Below are 16,749 nucleotides of genomic sequence, written 5' to 3' on the forward strand. Positions count from 1 at the left end.
CTTTCTATTGCAAAGGACTTGCAGTTGTGAAACGGTTGCAACAACGTTCGACTGCCGCGATAGAGAGAGGCGACGATGACCGTCTACACGCTTCCGGACCTGCCCTACGACTACGGCTCGCTGGAGCCGCACATCAACGGGTACATCCTCGAACTGCACCACGACAAGCACCATGCGGCGTACGTCAAGGGCGCCAACGACACCCTGGAGCGCATCGAGGAGGCGCGCGACAAGGGCGACTTCACGTCGATCGTGGGCCTTGAGAAGACCCTCGCGTTCAACGTCTCCGGGCACGTGCTGCATTCCCTGTACTGGGAGAACATGAGCCCGGACGGCGGGGACCGCCCGGAGGGGGACCTCGCGGAGGCGATCAACGAGTACTTCGGGTCGTTCGAGGGCTTCCACGGGCAGCTCTCGGCGGCGACGACGCTCGTGCAGGGCTCGGGCTGGGGCGTGCTGTCGTACGAGCCGCTCGCGAAGCGGCTCATCGTGGAGCAGGTCTACGACCACCACGGGAACGTCGCGCAGACCTCGGTGCCGCTGCTGGCGTTCGACGCGTGGGAGCACGCGTACTACCTCCAGTACAAGAACGTGCGCCCCGACTTCGTGAAGGCCATGTGGGAGGTCGTGAACTGGCGCGACGTGGCCGCCCGCTACGAGGCGGCGAAGGCCGCTTAGGCACCGTTCTCCGGGCCGTCCGCCGCACCCCCCGTTGCGGCCGGGCGGCCCGGTCCCGTCGTCAGAAGGGGAAGTCGGTGGTCTCGTCCTCGGCGCGGGCCTTCATGTGCCCGGCGAGGAGGAGGACCATGATGAGCGGCAGGCCCGCCGCGGCGGCGAGGAGCGGGAGCTGGTCGGCGGGGCCGAACCAGGACGGGGCGGCGTCCTTGAGCAGGGCGGTCAGCTCGTAGCTGGCCCAGTCGCCGAGCGGGAGGTCGCCCGCGAGCTTCTGCACCCCGAACCAGGCGATGATGGCCGTGCCCGCGGCACTGAGCACCCCGGTCGCGTGGACCGACCACTGGGGACCGAAGCGGATGGCGACGGCCAAGGCGGCGAACAGGACCGCGATGGCGAGGTAGGCGACGGCGGAGTCGGTGAACCGGAACCGCACGATCTCGTCGAGGTGCAGGAGGTAGAGCTCCACGAAGTCGTCGCCGCGGGCGCGCAGGGCCTCGGCGGCCCCGGCGCGGGCCTCGGTCGCCGCGATCCACACCGCGGCCGCGCAGACCAGCGAGACGGCGGCCACCGCCGAGGTCGTCAGGAAGGCCGCCCGCGAGCGGCGCGGGGCGGGGTCCGGGAGCCCGGTCAGCGGTCGGAACAAGGGAGTCTCCGATCATCGAGTGATATCCCATCCTACGAGGTCCCACCCTCCCGGGCCAGCTCGCTCCGGGCGGCGCGCCTCGCCCGGGCGCGCCGCGGCCGGTAGCCTTGGGCACGAGGCCCCTCCTTCCCCACCGGAACCACGTAGAACGGCACCCCAGTGACCCCTGAACACCTCCGCGACGCCGCCGGGATCGCGGCCGTCTTCGGCTTCTTCGCCATGAGCTGGTTCGGCTGGGCCCAGGAGAAGCCGCCCGCGTCGTGGCTGTGGCCCTTGCGGACCGGTTCGATCCTCAGTGGACTCTGCGCCGTCGCGGGCGGGCTCCTCCTGTGGCGGCACTGGGACGACGGCTCGGTCATCGACGCGAGCGTCGGCCCCGCGTTCGGCATCGTCGTCGGCATCGAGTTCGCCGCCGCCGGCATCGGCGCCGCGTTCCTCGCGATCCGGAAGAAGGCCCACCTGATGTCCGCGTGGATCGCCTTCGTCGTCGGCGTCCACCTGTTCCCCGTCGCGGTCCTCCTGGAAGTCCCCTGGCTCCACGTCCCGGCCGCCCTCGTGACGATCGCCGCGGCCGCCGCCCCGTTCATCGCCCGCAGGCGCGGCCTCCTCGTCTCGGCCGTCGTCGGCGCCACCACCGGCCCCGTCCTCCTCGTCTCCGCCCTCGCCTCCCTCACCGACTCCCTGACCCGCTGAACCGGGCCCGCCCGCGCGGGCGCGGGCCTACGCTGGGCCGATGGGCGAACCGCTTGCACCGCGACCAGACGACTGCCCCAACGCGCTCGACGCGCAGGGGCGGAAGACCGGCCTGTGGTCGGACCGGGACCAGCACGGCGGCCACATGGTCGGCGAGTACGGGGACGGCCGCCGCCAAGGCGTCTGGCGCCACTACAGCGACGACGGGCGGCTGCGCTCCGAAGGGCCGTTCCAGGACGGCCTCGTCACCGGGAACTGGACCTGGTGGCGCGCCAACGGCGAGCTCCTCCAGCGCGGCGGCTTCGACGACGCCGAGGCCAAGCACGGCCTCTGGGAGCGGTGGACCGCCGAGGGCGCACCGCTCGACCGCGGCGAATACGACCACGGCCGCAAGACCGGCGAGTGGACCGCGTTCCACCCCGACGGGTCCGTGCGCAAGGCCACCAGGCACCGGCTCCGCAAGTGAGCGTTAGCCTCACGTGATGAGGGTTCTGCATCTTTCGGACACGCACCTGACCGGCGACGGCTCACCGCACCGCACCGGCGTCGACGCCGCCGAGGCCCTCACCGGCCTCCTCGCCGACCTCGAAGCACTGCAACGCATCGACCTCGTCGTCGTCACCGGCGACATCGCCGACGACGGCTCCCAGGGCGCCTACCGGCTCGCCCGCGACCTCATCGGCGCCTACGCCGCCGACCGCGGCGCACCCGTCCTCTTCACCACCGGCAACGCCGACGACCGCGCGAACTTCACCGCCGTCCTCGGCAGCGGCCACCTCGGCCCCTCCGCGCGCCCCTGCGCGGTCGACGCCATCGACGGCCCCGACCGGGCCGCCGCCACCGCGCTCGACGGCATCCGGTTCATCACCCTCGACACACTCGTCCCCGGGAAGGTCCACGGCCGCATCGGCCCCGAGCAGCTCGCCTGGCTCCGCGGCCTCCTCGCCGCCCCCGCCCCGCGCGGCACCGTCCTCGCCTTCCACCACCCGCCCATCCGGTTCCCCAACGCCGTCCAGGAACCGCCCAAGCTCATCAACCCCGCCGACCTCGCCGAAGCCATCCACGGCACCGACGTCCACGTGGTCCTCACCGGCCACTACCACCTCCAGCTCGCCGGAAGGCTCGGCGCCGCCATGGTCTGGACCGGCCCCGCCGTCGTCAACCGCCGCGACCTCTCCTGCGGCGACGAGGCCGTCAGGTACGTCAGCGGCTCCGCGGCCACCCTCATCGACCTCGCCGACCCGGCCGCACCCGTCTTCCACACCCTCCAAGCGGGCACCACGATCGCCGAGATCGGCGGAGACGAGCTTCAGAAAGCCTTGCAGGGCACCAGCCCCGAGGACTGAAAGCAGGGCGGGAGGCCGGACCGGGGGGAACCGGCCTCCCGCCCCGCCGCGGGCTACTTCACCGCGTGCGTGACGTCGCGTTCCTCGGCGTAGAAGCACGCCGTCGGGTGGGTGCCCTCATCGCCGACGTCGAGGGTCGGGACCTCCTCCGCGCAGTGGTCGGTCGCCTTCCAGCAGCGGGTGCGGAAGCGGCAGCCCGAGGGCGGGTCGATCGGCGACGGGACGTCACCCTGGAGGACGATCTCGTCCCGCTGGCCCCGCAGGTCCGGGTCCGGCACGGGGACCGCCGACAGCAGCGCCTGCGTGTACGGATGGCGCGGACTGTCGTAGATCTCCGGACCCGTGCCCCGCTCGACCACCTTCCCCAGGTACATGACCGCGACCTCGTCGGCGATGTGCCGCACCACCGACAGGTCGTGCGCGATGAACACGTACGCCAGGCCCAACTCGTTCTGAAGCCGCTCAAGCAGGTTGATCACCTGCCCCTGGATCGACACGTCCAAAGCGGACACCGGCTCGTCGCACACCAGCACCTGCGGGCGCAGCGCGAGCGCCCGCGCGATCCCGATCCTCTGACGTTGACCGCCCGAGAACTGGTGCGGGTACCGGTTGACGTGGTCCGGACTCAGCCCGACCATGTCCAGCAGCTCCTTCACCTCGTTCGCCCGCTTCGCCCGCGGCACCACCTCAGGGTGGATCTCGAACGGCTCCCTCACGATGTCGCCCACCGTCAGGCGCGGGTTCAGCGACGTGTACGGGTCCTGGAACACCAGCTGGATGTCCCGCCGGAACGGCCGGATGCGCCGGTTCGACAGGTTCCCGATCTCCTTGCCCAGCAACTTGATCGAACCCGACGTCGGCGCCTCCAGACCCACCAGGAGCTTCGCGAGCGTCGACTTCCCGCACCCCGACTCCCCCACCACGCCCAGGGTCTTCCCCGGGTACAGCTTCAAGTCCACGCCGTCCACCGCCTGCACGTGCCCGACCGTGCGCTTGACGACCAGGCCCCGCTGGATCGGGAAGTGCTTCACGAGGTCCCGCGCCTCCAGGACCGGGTCCACGCCCAGATCCGCCTGTCCCAGTTCAGCGTTCATCGGTGTAGACCTCCTCGGCGAAGTGGCAGCGGGCCCCGTGGGACTCCGCGGGCTCGACCCACGGCGGCACCTCGGTCTTGCACTTGTCCTCCGCGGCGAAGCACCGCGGATGGAACGGGCAGCCGCCCGGCAGCCGCGCCGGATTCGGCGGCAGCCCGCCGATCACCTCCAGCTCCTGCCCGACAGTGTCCACGCGCGGGATCGCACGCAGCAGCGCCTTCGTGTACGGGTGCGCCGGCCGCTTGAACGCGTCCCGGATGCCCGCCCGCTCGACCACCTCCCCCGCGTACATGACCGCCACCTCGTCCGCCACGTCGGCGACCACGCCGAGGTCGTGCGTGATGAGGATCAGGCCCATGCGCCGCTCGGTCTGGATGCTCTTGAGCAGCCGCATGATCTGCGCCTGCACCGTGACATCCAGCGCCGTGGTCGGCTCGTCGGCGATGAGCACCTCCGGGTCGAGCGCGAGCGCCATCGCGATCATCACGCGCTGGCGCATGCCCCCGGAGAACTGGTGCGGGTAGTGCCCGACCCGGTTCTTCGCGTCGGGGATGCCGACCTGGTCGAGCAGCTCGATCGCCTTGAGGCGCGCGTCCTTGCGGCTGGTGCCGCGGTGGACGCGGAACAGCTCGCCGATCTGGAAGCCGACCGACCACAGGGGATTCAGTGCCGACAGGGCGTCCTGGAAGACGATCGCGATGTGGTTGCCGCGCACCGACCTGCGGGCCTCCTCGTTCTGCTCCAGGAGGTCCACGCCGTGGAGGCGCACGGCCCCGCGGGTGATCTTCGCGGGCGGGGTGTCGAGGATGCCCATGATCGCCTGGGAGGTCACGGACTTGCCGGAGCCGGACTCGCCGACGACGGCGAGCGTGCGGCCCTGCTCCAGCGTGAAGCTCGCGCCGCGCACCGCGGGGATGCGCTCGCCGCGCACCCGGAACTCCACGTGCAGGTCGTCCACTTCGAGCAGCGGGGAGTTGAAGTCGGCGCCCGGGAGGGTGTCGCCGATGACGCGTACGGTCTCTGCCACCGCTTTCACCTCAGTTTCGGGTCGAGGGCGTCGCGCAGCGCGTCCCCGAAGGTCGCGAACGCGAACACGGTCAGGACGAGCATCCCCAGCGGCCAGGCGAACAGGTAGACGTACCCGCCGCCCGCCCACTCGGTGCCCTTGGACAGCAGCACGCCCCAGGAGGTCGCGGGCGGCTGGACCCCGATGCCGAGGACCGCCAGCGCCGCCTCGGTGACGATGATGCCGCCGATGGTGGTGGGCACGACGGCCGTGACCGGGACGATCGCGTTCGGCAGGATGTGCTTGAACATGATCCGCCGGTCGCTCGCGCCGAGGCACTTGGCGGCCACCACGTAGTCGAGGTTCTTCGTCTCCAATGTGGCCGCCCGCGTGTAGCGGCAGAACTCCATCCATCCGAACAGCGAGAGGGCGAGGAACGGCACGGCGATCGTCTCTATCAGCGTGTCCGTCGAGACGCGGCCGCGGAACAGGCTCAGGATCAGGACCGCGCCCATGAGCATGGGGATCACGATGAACACGTCGAGGGCGCGGGAGATGACCGTGTCGGCCCAGCCCCCGTAGAACCCCGCGAGGATGCCCAGGACCAGGCCCACCACGACCGACGCGACGATGACGCTCAGCGCCAGCGCGATCGTGGGGCGGGTGCCGTGGACGAGGGTCGCGGCGAAGTCGCAGCCGAACGCGTCCGTCCCCAGCGGATGCTCGCCGGAGAACCACCGGTCGGGCCGCAGCTTGGCGTCGCGGCCGAAGCAGACCGTGGGGTCCTGGTCGGTGAACAGGCCCGGGAACGCGGCCATCGTGAACACGAATAGCAGCACCACGGTCGCGACGATGACGTCGGGGCGCTTGCGCATGGTGCGGAAGGCGTCCGACCAGAGGGACGCCTGCCGCTCGGCGGCCGGTGTCGGGGCGGTCAGCTCACTCATAGCGGATCCTCGGGTCGAGTGCGGCGTAGAGGAGGTCGACGATCAGGCTCACGAAGACCACGACGACCGCCGAGACCGTGAGGCCGACGATGACGAGGTTGCCCTCCTGGCGCTGCACCGCCTGGAAGATCATGCGGCCCATGCCCGGGATGCCCATGACGCCCTCGGTGAGGACGGCGCCGGAGAGCATGAACGCGAACAGGAACCCGATGCCGGTGACGATCGGGATCAGCGAGTTGCGGATGACGTGCACGATCGTGATGCGCATCGGCTTGAGGCCCTTGGCCTTCGCGGTCCGCACGAAGTCCGAGCCGAGGTTCTCCAGCTGGCTGGCGCGGATGAGGCGGGTCATGGAGGCGAGGCCGACGGTGCCCACGATGATGCCCGGGATGATGATCGTCGTCCACGGGTAGTCGGGGTTGTAGTTGGGTCTGAACACCTGGCCCATGAACGACTCGGTGCCCCAGATGTCCCTGGCCCACCGCGTGAGCGGGACCGCCACGATGTACACGTAGGACAGCAGGATGAGGAACACCGGGATCGAGTCGGCGAGGATCGTGGTGCCGCGCACGGTGTGGTCGATGAACTTGCCGCGGTGGCGGGCGGCCCAGGTGCCGAGCACCATCGAGACGACCACCAGGGTGATCGTCGCGAAGATGAACAGCCGCAGGGTGTTCGGGATGTAGATGCCGAGGAGCTGGCCGACGTCCCGGTTCCCGTTCAGGGTGGTGCCGAAGTCGCCCTGCACGAAGTTCTGGAGGCGGTCGACGAACGGCGACAGGCACGGGTCGCCCACGCGCTCATAGCATTTGTTGTCGAGGCCGTAGAGGCGCTCGACCTGCGCGAGCATGTTCGGGTCGGGGGTGCGGTCGCCGCCGAAGAACAGCAGCGCCGGGTTGCCCCTGATCTGGACGGACAGGGCGGTCAGGTAGTGGAGCAGGAAGAGCACGATCCCGAGGGTCAGCAGCGCCTGGAGGAGGCGGCGGATCACGTAGCGTCCCATGGTGGTTTCCAATTCCAGAGCCCCCGGGCGGGGCCGGCGCGGCGTGCTCTCGCAGCCGCGCCGGTCCCGCCCGGGCGGTCTTCAGTTGTAGGCGCTACTCGGCGATCGTGACTTCGCGCAGCTCGCAGTCGCCGCCCGGACCGCTGTAGATCGGGTGGACGTACACGTTCTCGAGCCGGTCGGTGTAGAAGTAGTTGAACCGCTCGCCGAACACCGGGACGCTCGGCATGTCGGCGGCGAGGATCGCCTCCGCCTCGGCGTAGAGCGCCACGGCGTCGTCGAGCGTCGCGGCCGCGCCGGCCTCGGCGATCTTCGCGTCGTAGTCGGCGTTGGCCCAGCCCTGGTCGTTGGTGGCCTCGCCGCCGCCGTAGATCGGCTCCAGGTAGTTCTCGTTCAGGTTGTAGTCGGGGCCCCAGCCGGAGCGGAACGGGCCGTCGAGGTTGTGCTCCTCGCGGGTGGCGAGGAACTCGGGGAAGTCGAGCGTCACGAGCTCGTACTGGATGCCCAGGGACTGGGAGATCGAGTCGCCGATGGCGCGGAAGATGTCCACGTTGTCGGCGGCGTCGTTCACCCAGATCTGCATCTTCACGCCCTCGGGCCAGCCGCCGGCCTCTTCGAGGAGCTGGGCCGCGGCCTCGGGGTCGTAGGTGCAGTACTCGCCGCAGGAGTGCGTGCCGCCGCCGAGGATCGAGTCGGGGACCCACTGGTCGAGCGCGTAGAAGCGCTCGGGGCCGACGACGTTCGCGACGCCCTCGCGGTCGATCGCCATCGAGATGGCGCGGCGCAGGTTGACGTCCTGGTACTGCGGGTCGTAGAGCGGGAACGCGAGCATGAGGATCGAGGGGTCGTCCTGCTGGATGTGGCGCGACTCCAGGTCGGGGTCGTTCATGGCGTTCTCGTAGTCGGCCGCGGTCGGGCGGCAGACGTCGATGTCGCCGGTGAGGAAGTCCGCCCAGCAGTCGTCGCCTTCGAGGTAGACCTTCCAGTTGACGGCGTCGATCTGCGCCGGCATGTCGCCCGCGTAGTCCTCCCAGCGGACCGCGGTGCCGCCGGACTCGATGTCGTAGGGCTCCTCGAACATGAAGGGGCCGTTTCCGATCGGCTGGGCCTCGCAGGCTTCGAGGTCGTCCAGGCACGCCTCGGCGACCGGGTAGAACGCCTCGTAGCCGAGCATCGTCGGGAAGCCGATGAACGGCGCCGTCAGCTTGACCTCGATGGTCAGGTCGTCGACGGGGGTCACGCCGGAGAGGTGGGTGGTCTCGATCGGGGCCCACTCGGTGACCTCGGGGTCGGCCCACTGGTCCTCGGGCAGCGGGTCGGGGTTCATCTCCGCGTAGCCCTCGAAGGTCCCGAAGAAGTAGTTGAGCGGCAGCGCGTTCGACGCGTACGCGGTCCGGTCCCAGGAGCGGATGAACGCGTCGGCGTTCACCGGCTCGCCGTTCTGGAAGGTGAGGCCGTCCTTGATCTTGATCGTCCAGACCTGGTTGTCGGGCGAGGTGATGTCCTCGGCCACCAGGTTCTCGGGCTCGCCGGTCTCCCGGTCGTAGTAGACCAGGCCGTCGTAGACGTTCTTGATGATCCGGTAGCCCTCGGACTCGCCGGAGCCGCCCGGGACGAGACTGCGGATCTCACCGATCTGCATGTTGACGGTGCCGCCGCTGGCCCCGCCTTCACCGTCGACGTCGCCTTCGTCGCCGGTACAGGCCGCGGTGGATACCGCGAGACCGGCGACCGCCATGGCGGCCACCGTCATTCGCATTCGTCGCACTGGGAACGCTCCAGAGTGTGAGTGGGTCGTGGGATAACTCACACCATGTCGCACAACACAACAGAATAAAAGAGTGCGTTGTGAAATCGTTACCTGTCGGACGGTAAGCAGAGACCTTGCACGTGCAGTGTGACGCCCGTGTGACCGGCTAAATCCCGCTTTATGAGAGCAGAGTTTCCGTTGCGGGTCGAGAAGACCCGTGAGTTCACTCCGGCAACAGGTAGGCGGACGCCTCGGCCGCCGCGGCGGGGCCGTAGGACTGCTCCAGGCGGTTCACGAAGTCCACCGGGTTGACCGAGTACCCCTGCGGGCCGACCGATTCGAGCGCCAGCGCGGTGAGCTGGCTGCCGACCTCGGAGGCGCGGCGCAGGCTCATGCCCCAGCCGAGCCCGGCGAGGAGCCCGGCGGTGAACGCCTCGACTCCCCCTGCGGGGTCGATGATCTCGCGGGCGCGGGCGAAGGGGACGCGCACGCGGTCCATGTCGTGTCCGGCGATCTCGACGCCGTCCTGGTCCAGTGTGGTCACGCGGACGCGGACGCGCTCCAGGATCTCGTCGTCGGCGAGGCCGGTGGTGGCCTGGAGCAGGTGGTAGCGGTCCTCGCTGGTGACGAGGAACTTGGCGCCGGAGAAGAACTCGACGGCCTCCTCGCCCTCCAGGTCGCCGGGGTCGGCGCTGAACTCCAGGCCGAGGTCGCGGGCCTGGTCGGCGTAGGCGTGCATGGCCTTGGCCTCGGACGGTCCGATGTGGATGAGTCCGAGGGAGCCGCCGCGCTCCATGACCTCGATGAGGTCGAGCTCGTCGCCGCCGAGGACGACGGGGGCCTGCCCGAGGCGGGCGAGGCCGTTGCCGACGGCTTCGGCGGTGGTTCCGGTGACGGCGGTCTTCATGCCTTGCACGACAAGTGCCACTGAGCTGGTCCTCGCATCGGGGACGGGAAGATCGGAAAAGGAAAGCGCGGGACGAAAGCGATGCGTCCGGCGGGGGGCGCCAAGCCTAGCGCACGGCGAAGCCCGGTCGGCGAAAGCGTCCGACCGGGCTGCGCGAGTCTGGCCGGGGGCCTAGTGGAACGAGTCGCCGCAGGCGCAGGAGCCCTGGGCGTTCGGGTTGTCGATGGTGAACCCCTGGGCGTCGATGCGGTCGGCGAAGTCGATGTTCGCGCCGATGAGGTACGGGACGCTCATCTTGTCGACGATGACGCCGAAGCCCTCGTAGTCCTGGACGACGTCGCCGTCGCGCACGTCGGTGTCGAAGTACAGGCCGTAGCGCAGGCCGGAGCAGCCGCCGGGGCTGACCTCGACGCGCAGGCGCAGGCCCTCCTCGCCTTCCTGCTCGATCAGGGCTTTGACCTTGGTGGCCGCGGCTTCGGTGAGCACGACGCCGACCTTGGCGGTGTCCTTGGCGTCGTTCGACTGCTCGGTGTCAGCCTGCTGAGTGGCGCTCACTTGCTACTCCCTTGATGTGTGCGAGACCCGGGTCGACCGGGCCCATTCGACCCGTCAACAGTACCCAACCGCATCAGGCGCGTCCTTATTCCCGTGGCGAAGCCCGGACACAGTCCGCAACACTTCGGAAATGGGTGACGCGATCTCACGGCCGGTGTCCGACGGTACCTATCCGTGCCATTCCCCCGCCACTTTCTCGGCGAGTGCGCTGAGTCCCTCCGCGGGCCGGGCCATGGCCTCCTTCGCGCTGCCGAGGAGTTCGGTGACGGAGTGCACGCCCGCGAGGTCCGGGTGGGCGTCGAGGTCCGAGCGCCCGGCCATGACGAGGCAGGGTCTGCCGTGGGCGGCGGCGCCGGAGGCGACCTCGGCGGCGAGCTTGCCGCGCAGGCTCTGGGCGTCGAAGGAGCCCTCGCCGGTGATGACGAGGTCGGCGGCGGCGATCTTCGCGTCGAGTCCGACGGCGTCGCAGGTGAGGCGGGCTCCGGAGGCGCGGGTGCCGCCGAGGAGGAACAGCGCGAACCCGAGTCCCCCGGCGGCTCCGGCGCCGGGGAGGTTCGCGGCGCCGGGGCGGTCGGCGGCGGCTTCGGCGGTGGCCGCGAAGCGGGCCACGGCCTGTTCGAGGAAGGCGACCTGCTGCGGGTCGGCGCCCTTCTGGGGGCCGAAGACGTGGGCGGCGCCGTGGGGGCCGAGGAGGGGCGAGTCGACGTCGGTGGCGGCGATGAACTCGGCGCCGCGGGTGCGCGGGTGCCATTCGACCGCGGCGGTCTCGGGGAGTCCGATGCCGCCGTAGGGGATCGGGCGCCCGGCGGCGTCGCGGAAGGTGCAGCCGAGGGCGGTGAGCATCCCGGCGCCGGCGTCGGTGGTGGAGGAGCCGCCGAGGCCGACGACGACGCGGCGGGCGCCGTGCTCGACGGCGTGGGAGATGAGGAGTCCCACACCGTAGGTGGTGGCGCCGAGGGGGTCGCGCTCGCCGGGGCCGAGGAGGTGGAGGCCGCAGGCGGCGGCGGACTCGATGTAGGCCGTGTCGCCGTCCAGGAGGTAGTCGGCCTTCGCGGGGCGCCCGAGCGGGTCGCAGACGTCGACGGTGCGGAGTTCGGCGCCGGGCTTGGACCGGGCGAGGACCTCGACGAACCCGGGGCCGCCGTCGGCGAGCGGGAGCGTCTCGGCGGTGTCGCCGGGGCGGGCGCGCAGCCAGCCTGCGGCGACGGCGTCGGCGGCCTCGCCGGCGCTCATGGTTCCGGCGAACTTGTCGGGGGCTATGAGGATGCGCACACCTAGAGGGTAGTGGATGACGTGAACGATGCGGTAACCGCTTTCCGGAGTTCACATCGCGGATTCGAGCAGACCGAGGAAGGCTCGGAAAGGTCTAGGATTGCGGCCATGACGGGCTTCACTGAACCTGCGAACACCCAGACCGCGCTCCTGCTCCTCGGCCGCGGCTCCGACGCCGGGTCCGAGCGCGGCGTCGACTGCCCCGGCGAGCTGCCCGCGCCCTCCGACCCCGACCTGGTCGCGCGCGCGAAGGCCGCGAAGGAGGCGCTGGGCGGCAACGTCTTCGTCCTGGGCCACCACTACCAGCGCGACGAGGTGATCCAGTTCGCCGACGTCACCGGCGACTCGTTCAAGCTCGCGCAGCAGGCGGCGGCGCGGCCGGACGCGGAGTACATCGTGTTCTGCGGCGTCCACTTCATGGCCGAGAGCGCCGACATCCTCACCGGCGACCACCAGCAGGTCGTCCTCCCCGACATGGCCGCGGGCTGCTCCATGGCCGACATGGCGACCGCGTCCCAGGTCGAGCAGTGCTGGGAGGACCTCCAGCGCGTCGGCATCGCGGACGTCACGGTCCCGGTCACCTACATGAACTCCACGGCCGCGATCAAGGGCTTCGTGGGCCGCGAGGGCGGCCTGGTCTGCACCTCCTCGAACGCCGAGCGGGCCCTGCGCTGGGCCTACGACCACGGCGAGAAGGTCCTGTTCCTGCCCGACCAGCACCTGGGCCGCAACACGATGGTCCGCGACATGGGCTACTCGCTCGACGACTGCGTGCTCTACAACCCGCACAAGCCGAACGGCGGCCTCACCGACGACGAGCTGCGGAACGCGAAGATCATCCTGTGGAAGGGCCACTGCTCGGTCCACGGCCGGTTCACCCTCGAATGCGTCGAGGAGATGCGCCGCGTCGACCCCGACGTGAACATCCTCGTCCACCCCGAGTGCAAGCACGAGGTCGTCGAGGCCGCCGACTACGTCGGCTCGACCGAGTACATCATCAAGCTGCTCGAAGCGGCCGAGCCCGGCTCCTCGTGGGCCATCGGCACCGAGCTGAACCTGGTGCGGCGCTTGGCGAACCGCTTCCCGGACAAGAAGATCTCGTTCCTGGACAAGACGGTCTGCTACTGCTCCACCATGAACCGCATCGACCTGCCGCACCTGGTGTGGGCGCTCGAAGAGCTCGTGGCCGGGCGCGTGCCCAACGTCATCACCGTGGACGAGCAGACCGCCGTCTACGCGCGCGAGGCGCTCGACCGGATGCTCGCACTGCCGTAGCCCCGAGGCCCGGAGTCGTTCGCCACAAGTGGGCCACGAGGTGAACGATTCCGGGCCCCTCGAACGTGTAGTCATGGAGGCCGCGGGTGCGCATGATCACCGAGGGTTATCCGGCTACCTGGGCGTTTTCCATGTGGCTATTCCGTTATCGTTGGTCCGCCAAGTCGTTTTCCGGTGAACGAGACGTCTCCGCGAGACGGCCGTCGCATTGACGCTTCCCGGCTTCCGAGACCAGTACTCCCTTCCATCCGAGGAGATCTGTTGAGCAGCACCGACGCCACCCCCGAAGACATGCTGATCATCCACGGCGGCACCCCCCTCGAAGGGGAGGTGACCGTCCGCGGGGCGAAGAACCTCGTGTCCAAGGCGATGGTCGCCGCCCTCCTGGGGACGTCGCCGTCGGTCCTGCGCTCGGTGCCCGCGATCCGCGACGTCGAGGTCGTCACCGGCCTGCTGCGCGTCCACGGCGTCGACGTCGAGCTCGACGGGGACACGCTCTACATGGACCCCACCTCGGTCGAGTCCGCCGGCGTCGAGGAGATCAACGTCCACGCCGGGACCAGCCGCATCCCGATCCTCCTGTGCGGGCCGCTCCTGCACCGCCTCGGCCGCGCGTTCATCCCCGACCTCGGGGGCTGCAACATCGGTGGCCGCCCCATCGACTTCCACCTCGACGCGCTCCGCCAGTTCGGCGCCGTCGTCGAGAAGGACGCCTCCGGCACCCACCTGTCCGCCCCGAACGGCCTCCACGGCATCCGCTACGAGCTGGAGTACCCGTCGGTCGGCGCCACCGAGCAGGTCCTGCTCACCGCCGTCATGGCGAAGGGCACCACCGAGCTGCGCAACGCCGCGATCGAGCCCGAGATCGTCGACCTGATCTGCATCCTCCAGAAGATGGGCGCGATCATCAAGGTCCACACCAACCGGGTGATCGAGATCGTCGGCGTCGACGAGCTCAAGGGCTACCGGCACCGCGCGCTCCCCGACCGCATCGAGGCCGCGTCGTGGGCCTCCGCGGCGCTCGCCACCGAGGGCAGCGTGTTCGTGCGCGGCGCCCAGCAGGCCGACATGATGACGTTCCTCAACGTGTTCCGCTCCATCGGCGGCGCCTACGAGGTGGACGACGACCCGAACGAGGGCGGCATCCGCTTCTGGCACCCGGGCACGCCCCTCAAGCCGGTGGCCCTGGAGACCGACGTCCACCCCGGGCTCATGACCGACTGGCAGCAGCCGATCGTGGTCGCGCTGACCCAGGCCGACGGCCTGTCGATCATGCACGAGACCGTGTACGAGAACCGCTTCGGCTACACCTCGGAGCTGCGCCGCATGGGCGCCAACATCGAGCTGTACTCCGACTGCCTCGGCGGCACCCCGTGCCGCTGGGGCCGCCGCAACTACCTGCACTCGGCCGTCATCGCCGGGCCCTCGAAGCTCCACGCCGCCGACCTCCAGATCCCCGACCTGCGCGCGGGCTTCAGCCACCTCATCGCGGCCATGGCCGCCGAGGGCACCTCCCGCGTCTACGGCGTCGACCGCTACATCTCCCGCGGCTACGAGAACTTCGAGGAGAAGCTCCTCGGCCTCGGCGCGAAGATCGAGCGGCCTGTCACGAAATAGGCGGTGTTCGGGACGTAGGTATGCTTGCAGGACCACCGCCCGCAGCGAGTTGAGGAAGGCCGATCGTCCGTGGCCAAGAAGTCCGTTCAGGCAGCACCCGAAACCGAGGAACCGAAGCCGGTTTCGGCCACGGACAAGAAGGGGAAGGCCACGCCCAAGCGGCCCAACCAGTCGAAGGCCCGCCCCCCGGTGAACCCGCCGCTCACGAACAAGGAGAAGCGGGAGGCCGCGAAGAAGTCCGGCCCGCTCACCAAGGAGCAGAAGAAGCAGGCCCGCGAGGACGTCAGGGCCGAGCGGGCCCGCATCGCCGAGGGCCAGTGGAAGGGCGACCCGCTCTTCGACAAGTACCACCTCCCCCGCGACCGCGGGGCCGAGCGGCTGCTCGTGCGCGACATCGTGGACGCCCGCTGGTCCATCGGCCAGTACTACATGTTCGCCGCGTTCGCGATCCTCATCCTCTCCACCGGCTCGGTCCAGCTCCAGAGCTACCTGTTCATCGCGCTCCTGGTCCTCACCGGCGCGATCGTCGTCGAGTCGGTGTTCCTCACCCGCAAGGTCAAGCGCATCGTCCAGAAGCGCTTCCCGAAGACGACGCAGCGCACGGCCGGGCTGAACTGGTACGCGATCCAGCGGAGCATCATGCCCCGCTCGATGCGCAACCCGCGCGCCCGCATGAGCTACAAGGCCACCGAGGACGACCTCGGCAAGATCGTCAAATGACCAGGCGGGGCCGCCCGGCCCCGCAACCACGAAGCGATCGCGCCCGGGGTCGCTCGACTGTCCCTCCCCGGTCCCGATGGCTTACCCTCGATACTGACGTAGCCCTCTCTGACCCCGGAAAGTAGTCAACGTGGTTGATGTCGCGGCGGACTTGCGGGCGGGGCTGTTCCGCGCCCTCGGCCCACTCGATCGCGCCACCATGCGCCACGCCATCGCCGACACCGTCGCCCTCCAGCAGATCCGCGAGGAGGCCACGCTCCGGCTCGCCCGGCACGCCGCCGAGGCCGACCAGTCGCGGCTCCTCGGGGTGCGGGCCGTCATCCTCCGCGTGCTCGGCGACTTCGACGGCGCCGAGGTCGACGCCGCCGCGGCCGTCAAGTACGCCGAGGCCGTCGGCGCCGACCTGCTCCTGGCCCCCGCCCGCGCCCGCCTCGCCCAGATCCTGCGCGTGCGCGGCCGCTATGAGGAGGCCGACCAGCTGTTCGCGCTCGCCGAGGCCGGGGAGCTGCCACGGACCCTCACCGGGGCCGTCCGCGCCTACGCCGGGCTCTCGTGCATCGCGCAGGGCCGCATCACCGAGTCCCTCATCCACGTCCAGCGCGCCTCCGAGCAGAACCCGCACGGCTTCGTCATGCAGATCGTGGAGACCGCGCTCAGCCTCATCGAGGAGCACGCCGCGAAGTACGGGTTCGGCGCGCCCCCGCGCGGCTGGGCCGAGCGGGCCGGGCACCCCGCCCCCGAGCGGTTCCAGGACCCCCAGACCGGCCGCTTCGGGTACCTCGGGCACGACGGGCGGCCCGTCGTGCAGGCCGCGTTCAGCCAGGCCGGGGACTTCCGCGGCGGCGTCGCCGCCGTCTGCCAGGCCGACTGGGGCGCCATCGACCGCAACGGGACGGTCGTGGTCCCGATGCTCTACGGGTCCATGGAGACCCCCACCGCCGACGGGCGCACCGTCACCGGGTTCGTCAACGGCGTCGCCGTCGCCGCCCAGCGCGGCCGCGTCATCGTCGTCCACAAGACCGGCCGGGTCGTCGTCCCCCCGCGCTACCAGCGCGTCGAGGTCCACCCCGCCGGGTTCCTCGTCACCGACGGGTACTCGTGGGGCGCACTCGGGTTCGACGGCAACGAGCTCATGCCCGTGCGCTCCGACCGGGCCGAGTCGCTGCGGCACCTCGACGCAGCCGTGTCCATCGACGACGGGCCGCTCTAGCCCCCGCTGTGATCGCGGTTGCCTTTGCGGCTAGCC

17 protein-coding genes are annotated in these 16,749 nt (G+C 70.3%); 8 read left to right on the top strand and 9 right to left on the bottom strand.

What is annotated here, in order from left to right; all coding sequences use genetic code 11:
• Positions 1-75 precede the first annotated feature (75 nt).
• On the top strand, positions 76-678 hold the full coding sequence (locus tag AB0A65_RS07145) for a superoxide dismutase (protein WP_359947648.1): 603 nt from the start codon (positions 76-78) through the stop codon (positions 676-678).
• A gap of 61 nt (positions 679-739) precedes the next feature.
• On the opposite strand, the gene AB0A65_RS07150 is transcribed toward AB0A65_RS07145, so the two are convergent.
• Entirely contained in the window at positions 740-1,318 is a 579-nt protein-coding gene (locus tag AB0A65_RS07150) for a hypothetical protein (protein WP_359947651.1), read from the bottom strand.
• Between the two features lie 159 nt (positions 1,319-1,477).
• Here AB0A65_RS07150 and AB0A65_RS07155 point away from each other — a divergent pair, with 159 nt between their 5' ends.
• Genes AB0A65_RS07155 through AB0A65_RS07165 form a run of 3 tightly spaced genes read left to right on the top strand, consistent with a single transcriptional unit; the run spans position 1,478 to position 3,357 of the window.
• Positions 1,478-2,011, top strand: coding sequence for a hypothetical protein (locus AB0A65_RS07155; protein ID WP_359947654.1), 534 nt, complete (start codon positions 1,478-1,480; stop codon positions 2,009-2,011).
• 40 nt (positions 2,012-2,051) lie between these two features.
• Positions 2,052-2,477 (top strand): hypothetical protein, encoded by a 426-nt coding sequence (locus tag AB0A65_RS07160; protein WP_359947657.1) that lies wholly within the window; start codon positions 2,052-2,054, stop codon positions 2,475-2,477.
• Between the two features lie 16 nt (positions 2,478-2,493).
• Positions 2,494-3,357, top strand: a complete 864-nt coding sequence (locus tag AB0A65_RS07165; RefSeq protein ID WP_359947660.1) for a metallophosphoesterase — start codon at positions 2,494-2,496, stop codon at positions 3,355-3,357.
• A 53-nt stretch (positions 3,358-3,410) separates the two neighbouring features.
• On the opposite strand, the gene AB0A65_RS07170 is transcribed toward AB0A65_RS07165, so the two are convergent.
• From AB0A65_RS07170 to AB0A65_RS07205, 8 genes are all read right to left on the bottom strand, one after another.
• The gene (locus AB0A65_RS07170; protein WP_359947663.1) at positions 3,411-4,451 is read right to left on the bottom strand and encodes a dipeptide ABC transporter ATP-binding protein; all 1,041 of its coding nucleotides are present in this window, start codon (positions 4,449-4,451) and stop codon (positions 3,411-3,413) included.
• On the bottom strand, positions 4,441-5,478 hold the full coding sequence (locus AB0A65_RS07175; protein ID WP_359947666.1) for an ABC transporter ATP-binding protein: 1,038 nt from the start codon (positions 5,476-5,478) through the stop codon (positions 4,441-4,443). The genes AB0A65_RS07170 and AB0A65_RS07175 overlap by 11 nt, the downstream gene beginning before the upstream one ends.
• A 5-nt stretch (positions 5,479-5,483) precedes the next feature.
• A complete protein-coding gene (locus AB0A65_RS07180; protein WP_359947669.1) occupies positions 5,484-6,404 on the bottom strand; it encodes an ABC transporter permease in 921 nt (306 codons plus the stop codon).
• Positions 6,397-7,407, bottom strand: coding sequence for an ABC transporter permease (locus AB0A65_RS07185; RefSeq protein ID WP_359947672.1), 1,011 nt, complete (start codon positions 7,405-7,407; stop codon positions 6,397-6,399). Before AB0A65_RS07185 ends, AB0A65_RS07180 begins: the two co-directional genes overlap by 8 nt.
• 94 nt (positions 7,408-7,501) lie before the next feature.
• Positions 7,502-9,166, bottom strand: a complete 1,665-nt coding sequence (locus AB0A65_RS07190) for an ABC transporter substrate-binding protein (RefSeq protein ID WP_359948671.1) — start codon at positions 9,164-9,166, stop codon at positions 7,502-7,504.
• Between the two features lie 214 nt (positions 9,167-9,380).
• Complete coding sequence (locus AB0A65_RS07195) at positions 9,381-10,085, bottom strand: hypothetical protein (RefSeq protein ID WP_359947675.1); 705 nt, start codon at positions 10,083-10,085, stop codon at positions 9,381-9,383.
• Between the two features lie 150 nt (positions 10,086-10,235).
• A complete protein-coding gene (gene erpA, locus AB0A65_RS07200) occupies positions 10,236-10,619 on the bottom strand; it encodes an iron-sulfur cluster insertion protein ErpA (RefSeq protein ID WP_359947678.1) in 384 nt (127 codons plus the stop codon).
• A gap of 168 nt (positions 10,620-10,787) precedes the next feature.
• The gene (locus AB0A65_RS07205; protein ID WP_359947680.1) at positions 10,788-11,891 is read right to left on the bottom strand and encodes a glycerate kinase; all 1,104 of its coding nucleotides are present in this window, start codon (positions 11,889-11,891) and stop codon (positions 10,788-10,790) included.
• 108 nt (positions 11,892-11,999) lie between these two features.
• Between AB0A65_RS07205 and nadA the strand changes: the two genes are divergently transcribed.
• The 4 genes from nadA to AB0A65_RS07225 all read left to right on the top strand — a co-directional run bounded on the left by nadA (position 12,000) and on the right by AB0A65_RS07225 (position 16,713).
• Positions 12,000-13,166: a quinolinate synthase NadA gene (gene nadA, locus AB0A65_RS07210; protein ID WP_359947683.1), complete on the top strand. Its 1,167-nt coding sequence runs from the start codon at positions 12,000-12,002 to the stop codon at positions 13,164-13,166.
• Positions 13,167-13,457: 291 nt separating this feature from the next.
• Entirely contained in the window at positions 13,458-14,783 is a 1,326-nt protein-coding gene (murA, locus tag AB0A65_RS07215; RefSeq protein WP_359948673.1) for a UDP-N-acetylglucosamine 1-carboxyvinyltransferase, read from the top strand.
• 69 nt (positions 14,784-14,852) lie between these two features.
• On the top strand, positions 14,853-15,503 hold the full coding sequence (locus AB0A65_RS07220; protein WP_359947686.1) for a DUF3043 domain-containing protein: 651 nt from the start codon (positions 14,853-14,855) through the stop codon (positions 15,501-15,503).
• Positions 15,504-15,633: 130 nt separating this feature from the next.
• Positions 15,634-16,713 (top strand): WG repeat-containing protein, encoded by a 1,080-nt coding sequence (locus tag AB0A65_RS07225; protein WP_359947689.1) that lies wholly within the window; start codon positions 15,634-15,636, stop codon positions 16,711-16,713.
• The last annotated feature ends 36 nt before the right edge of the window (positions 16,714-16,749 follow it).

Origin of the sequence: Glycomyces sp. NPDC047010 (assembly GCF_040644205.1) — a bacterium.
Taxonomy (GTDB): domain Bacteria; phylum Actinomycetota; class Actinomycetes; order Mycobacteriales; family Micromonosporaceae; genus Glycomyces.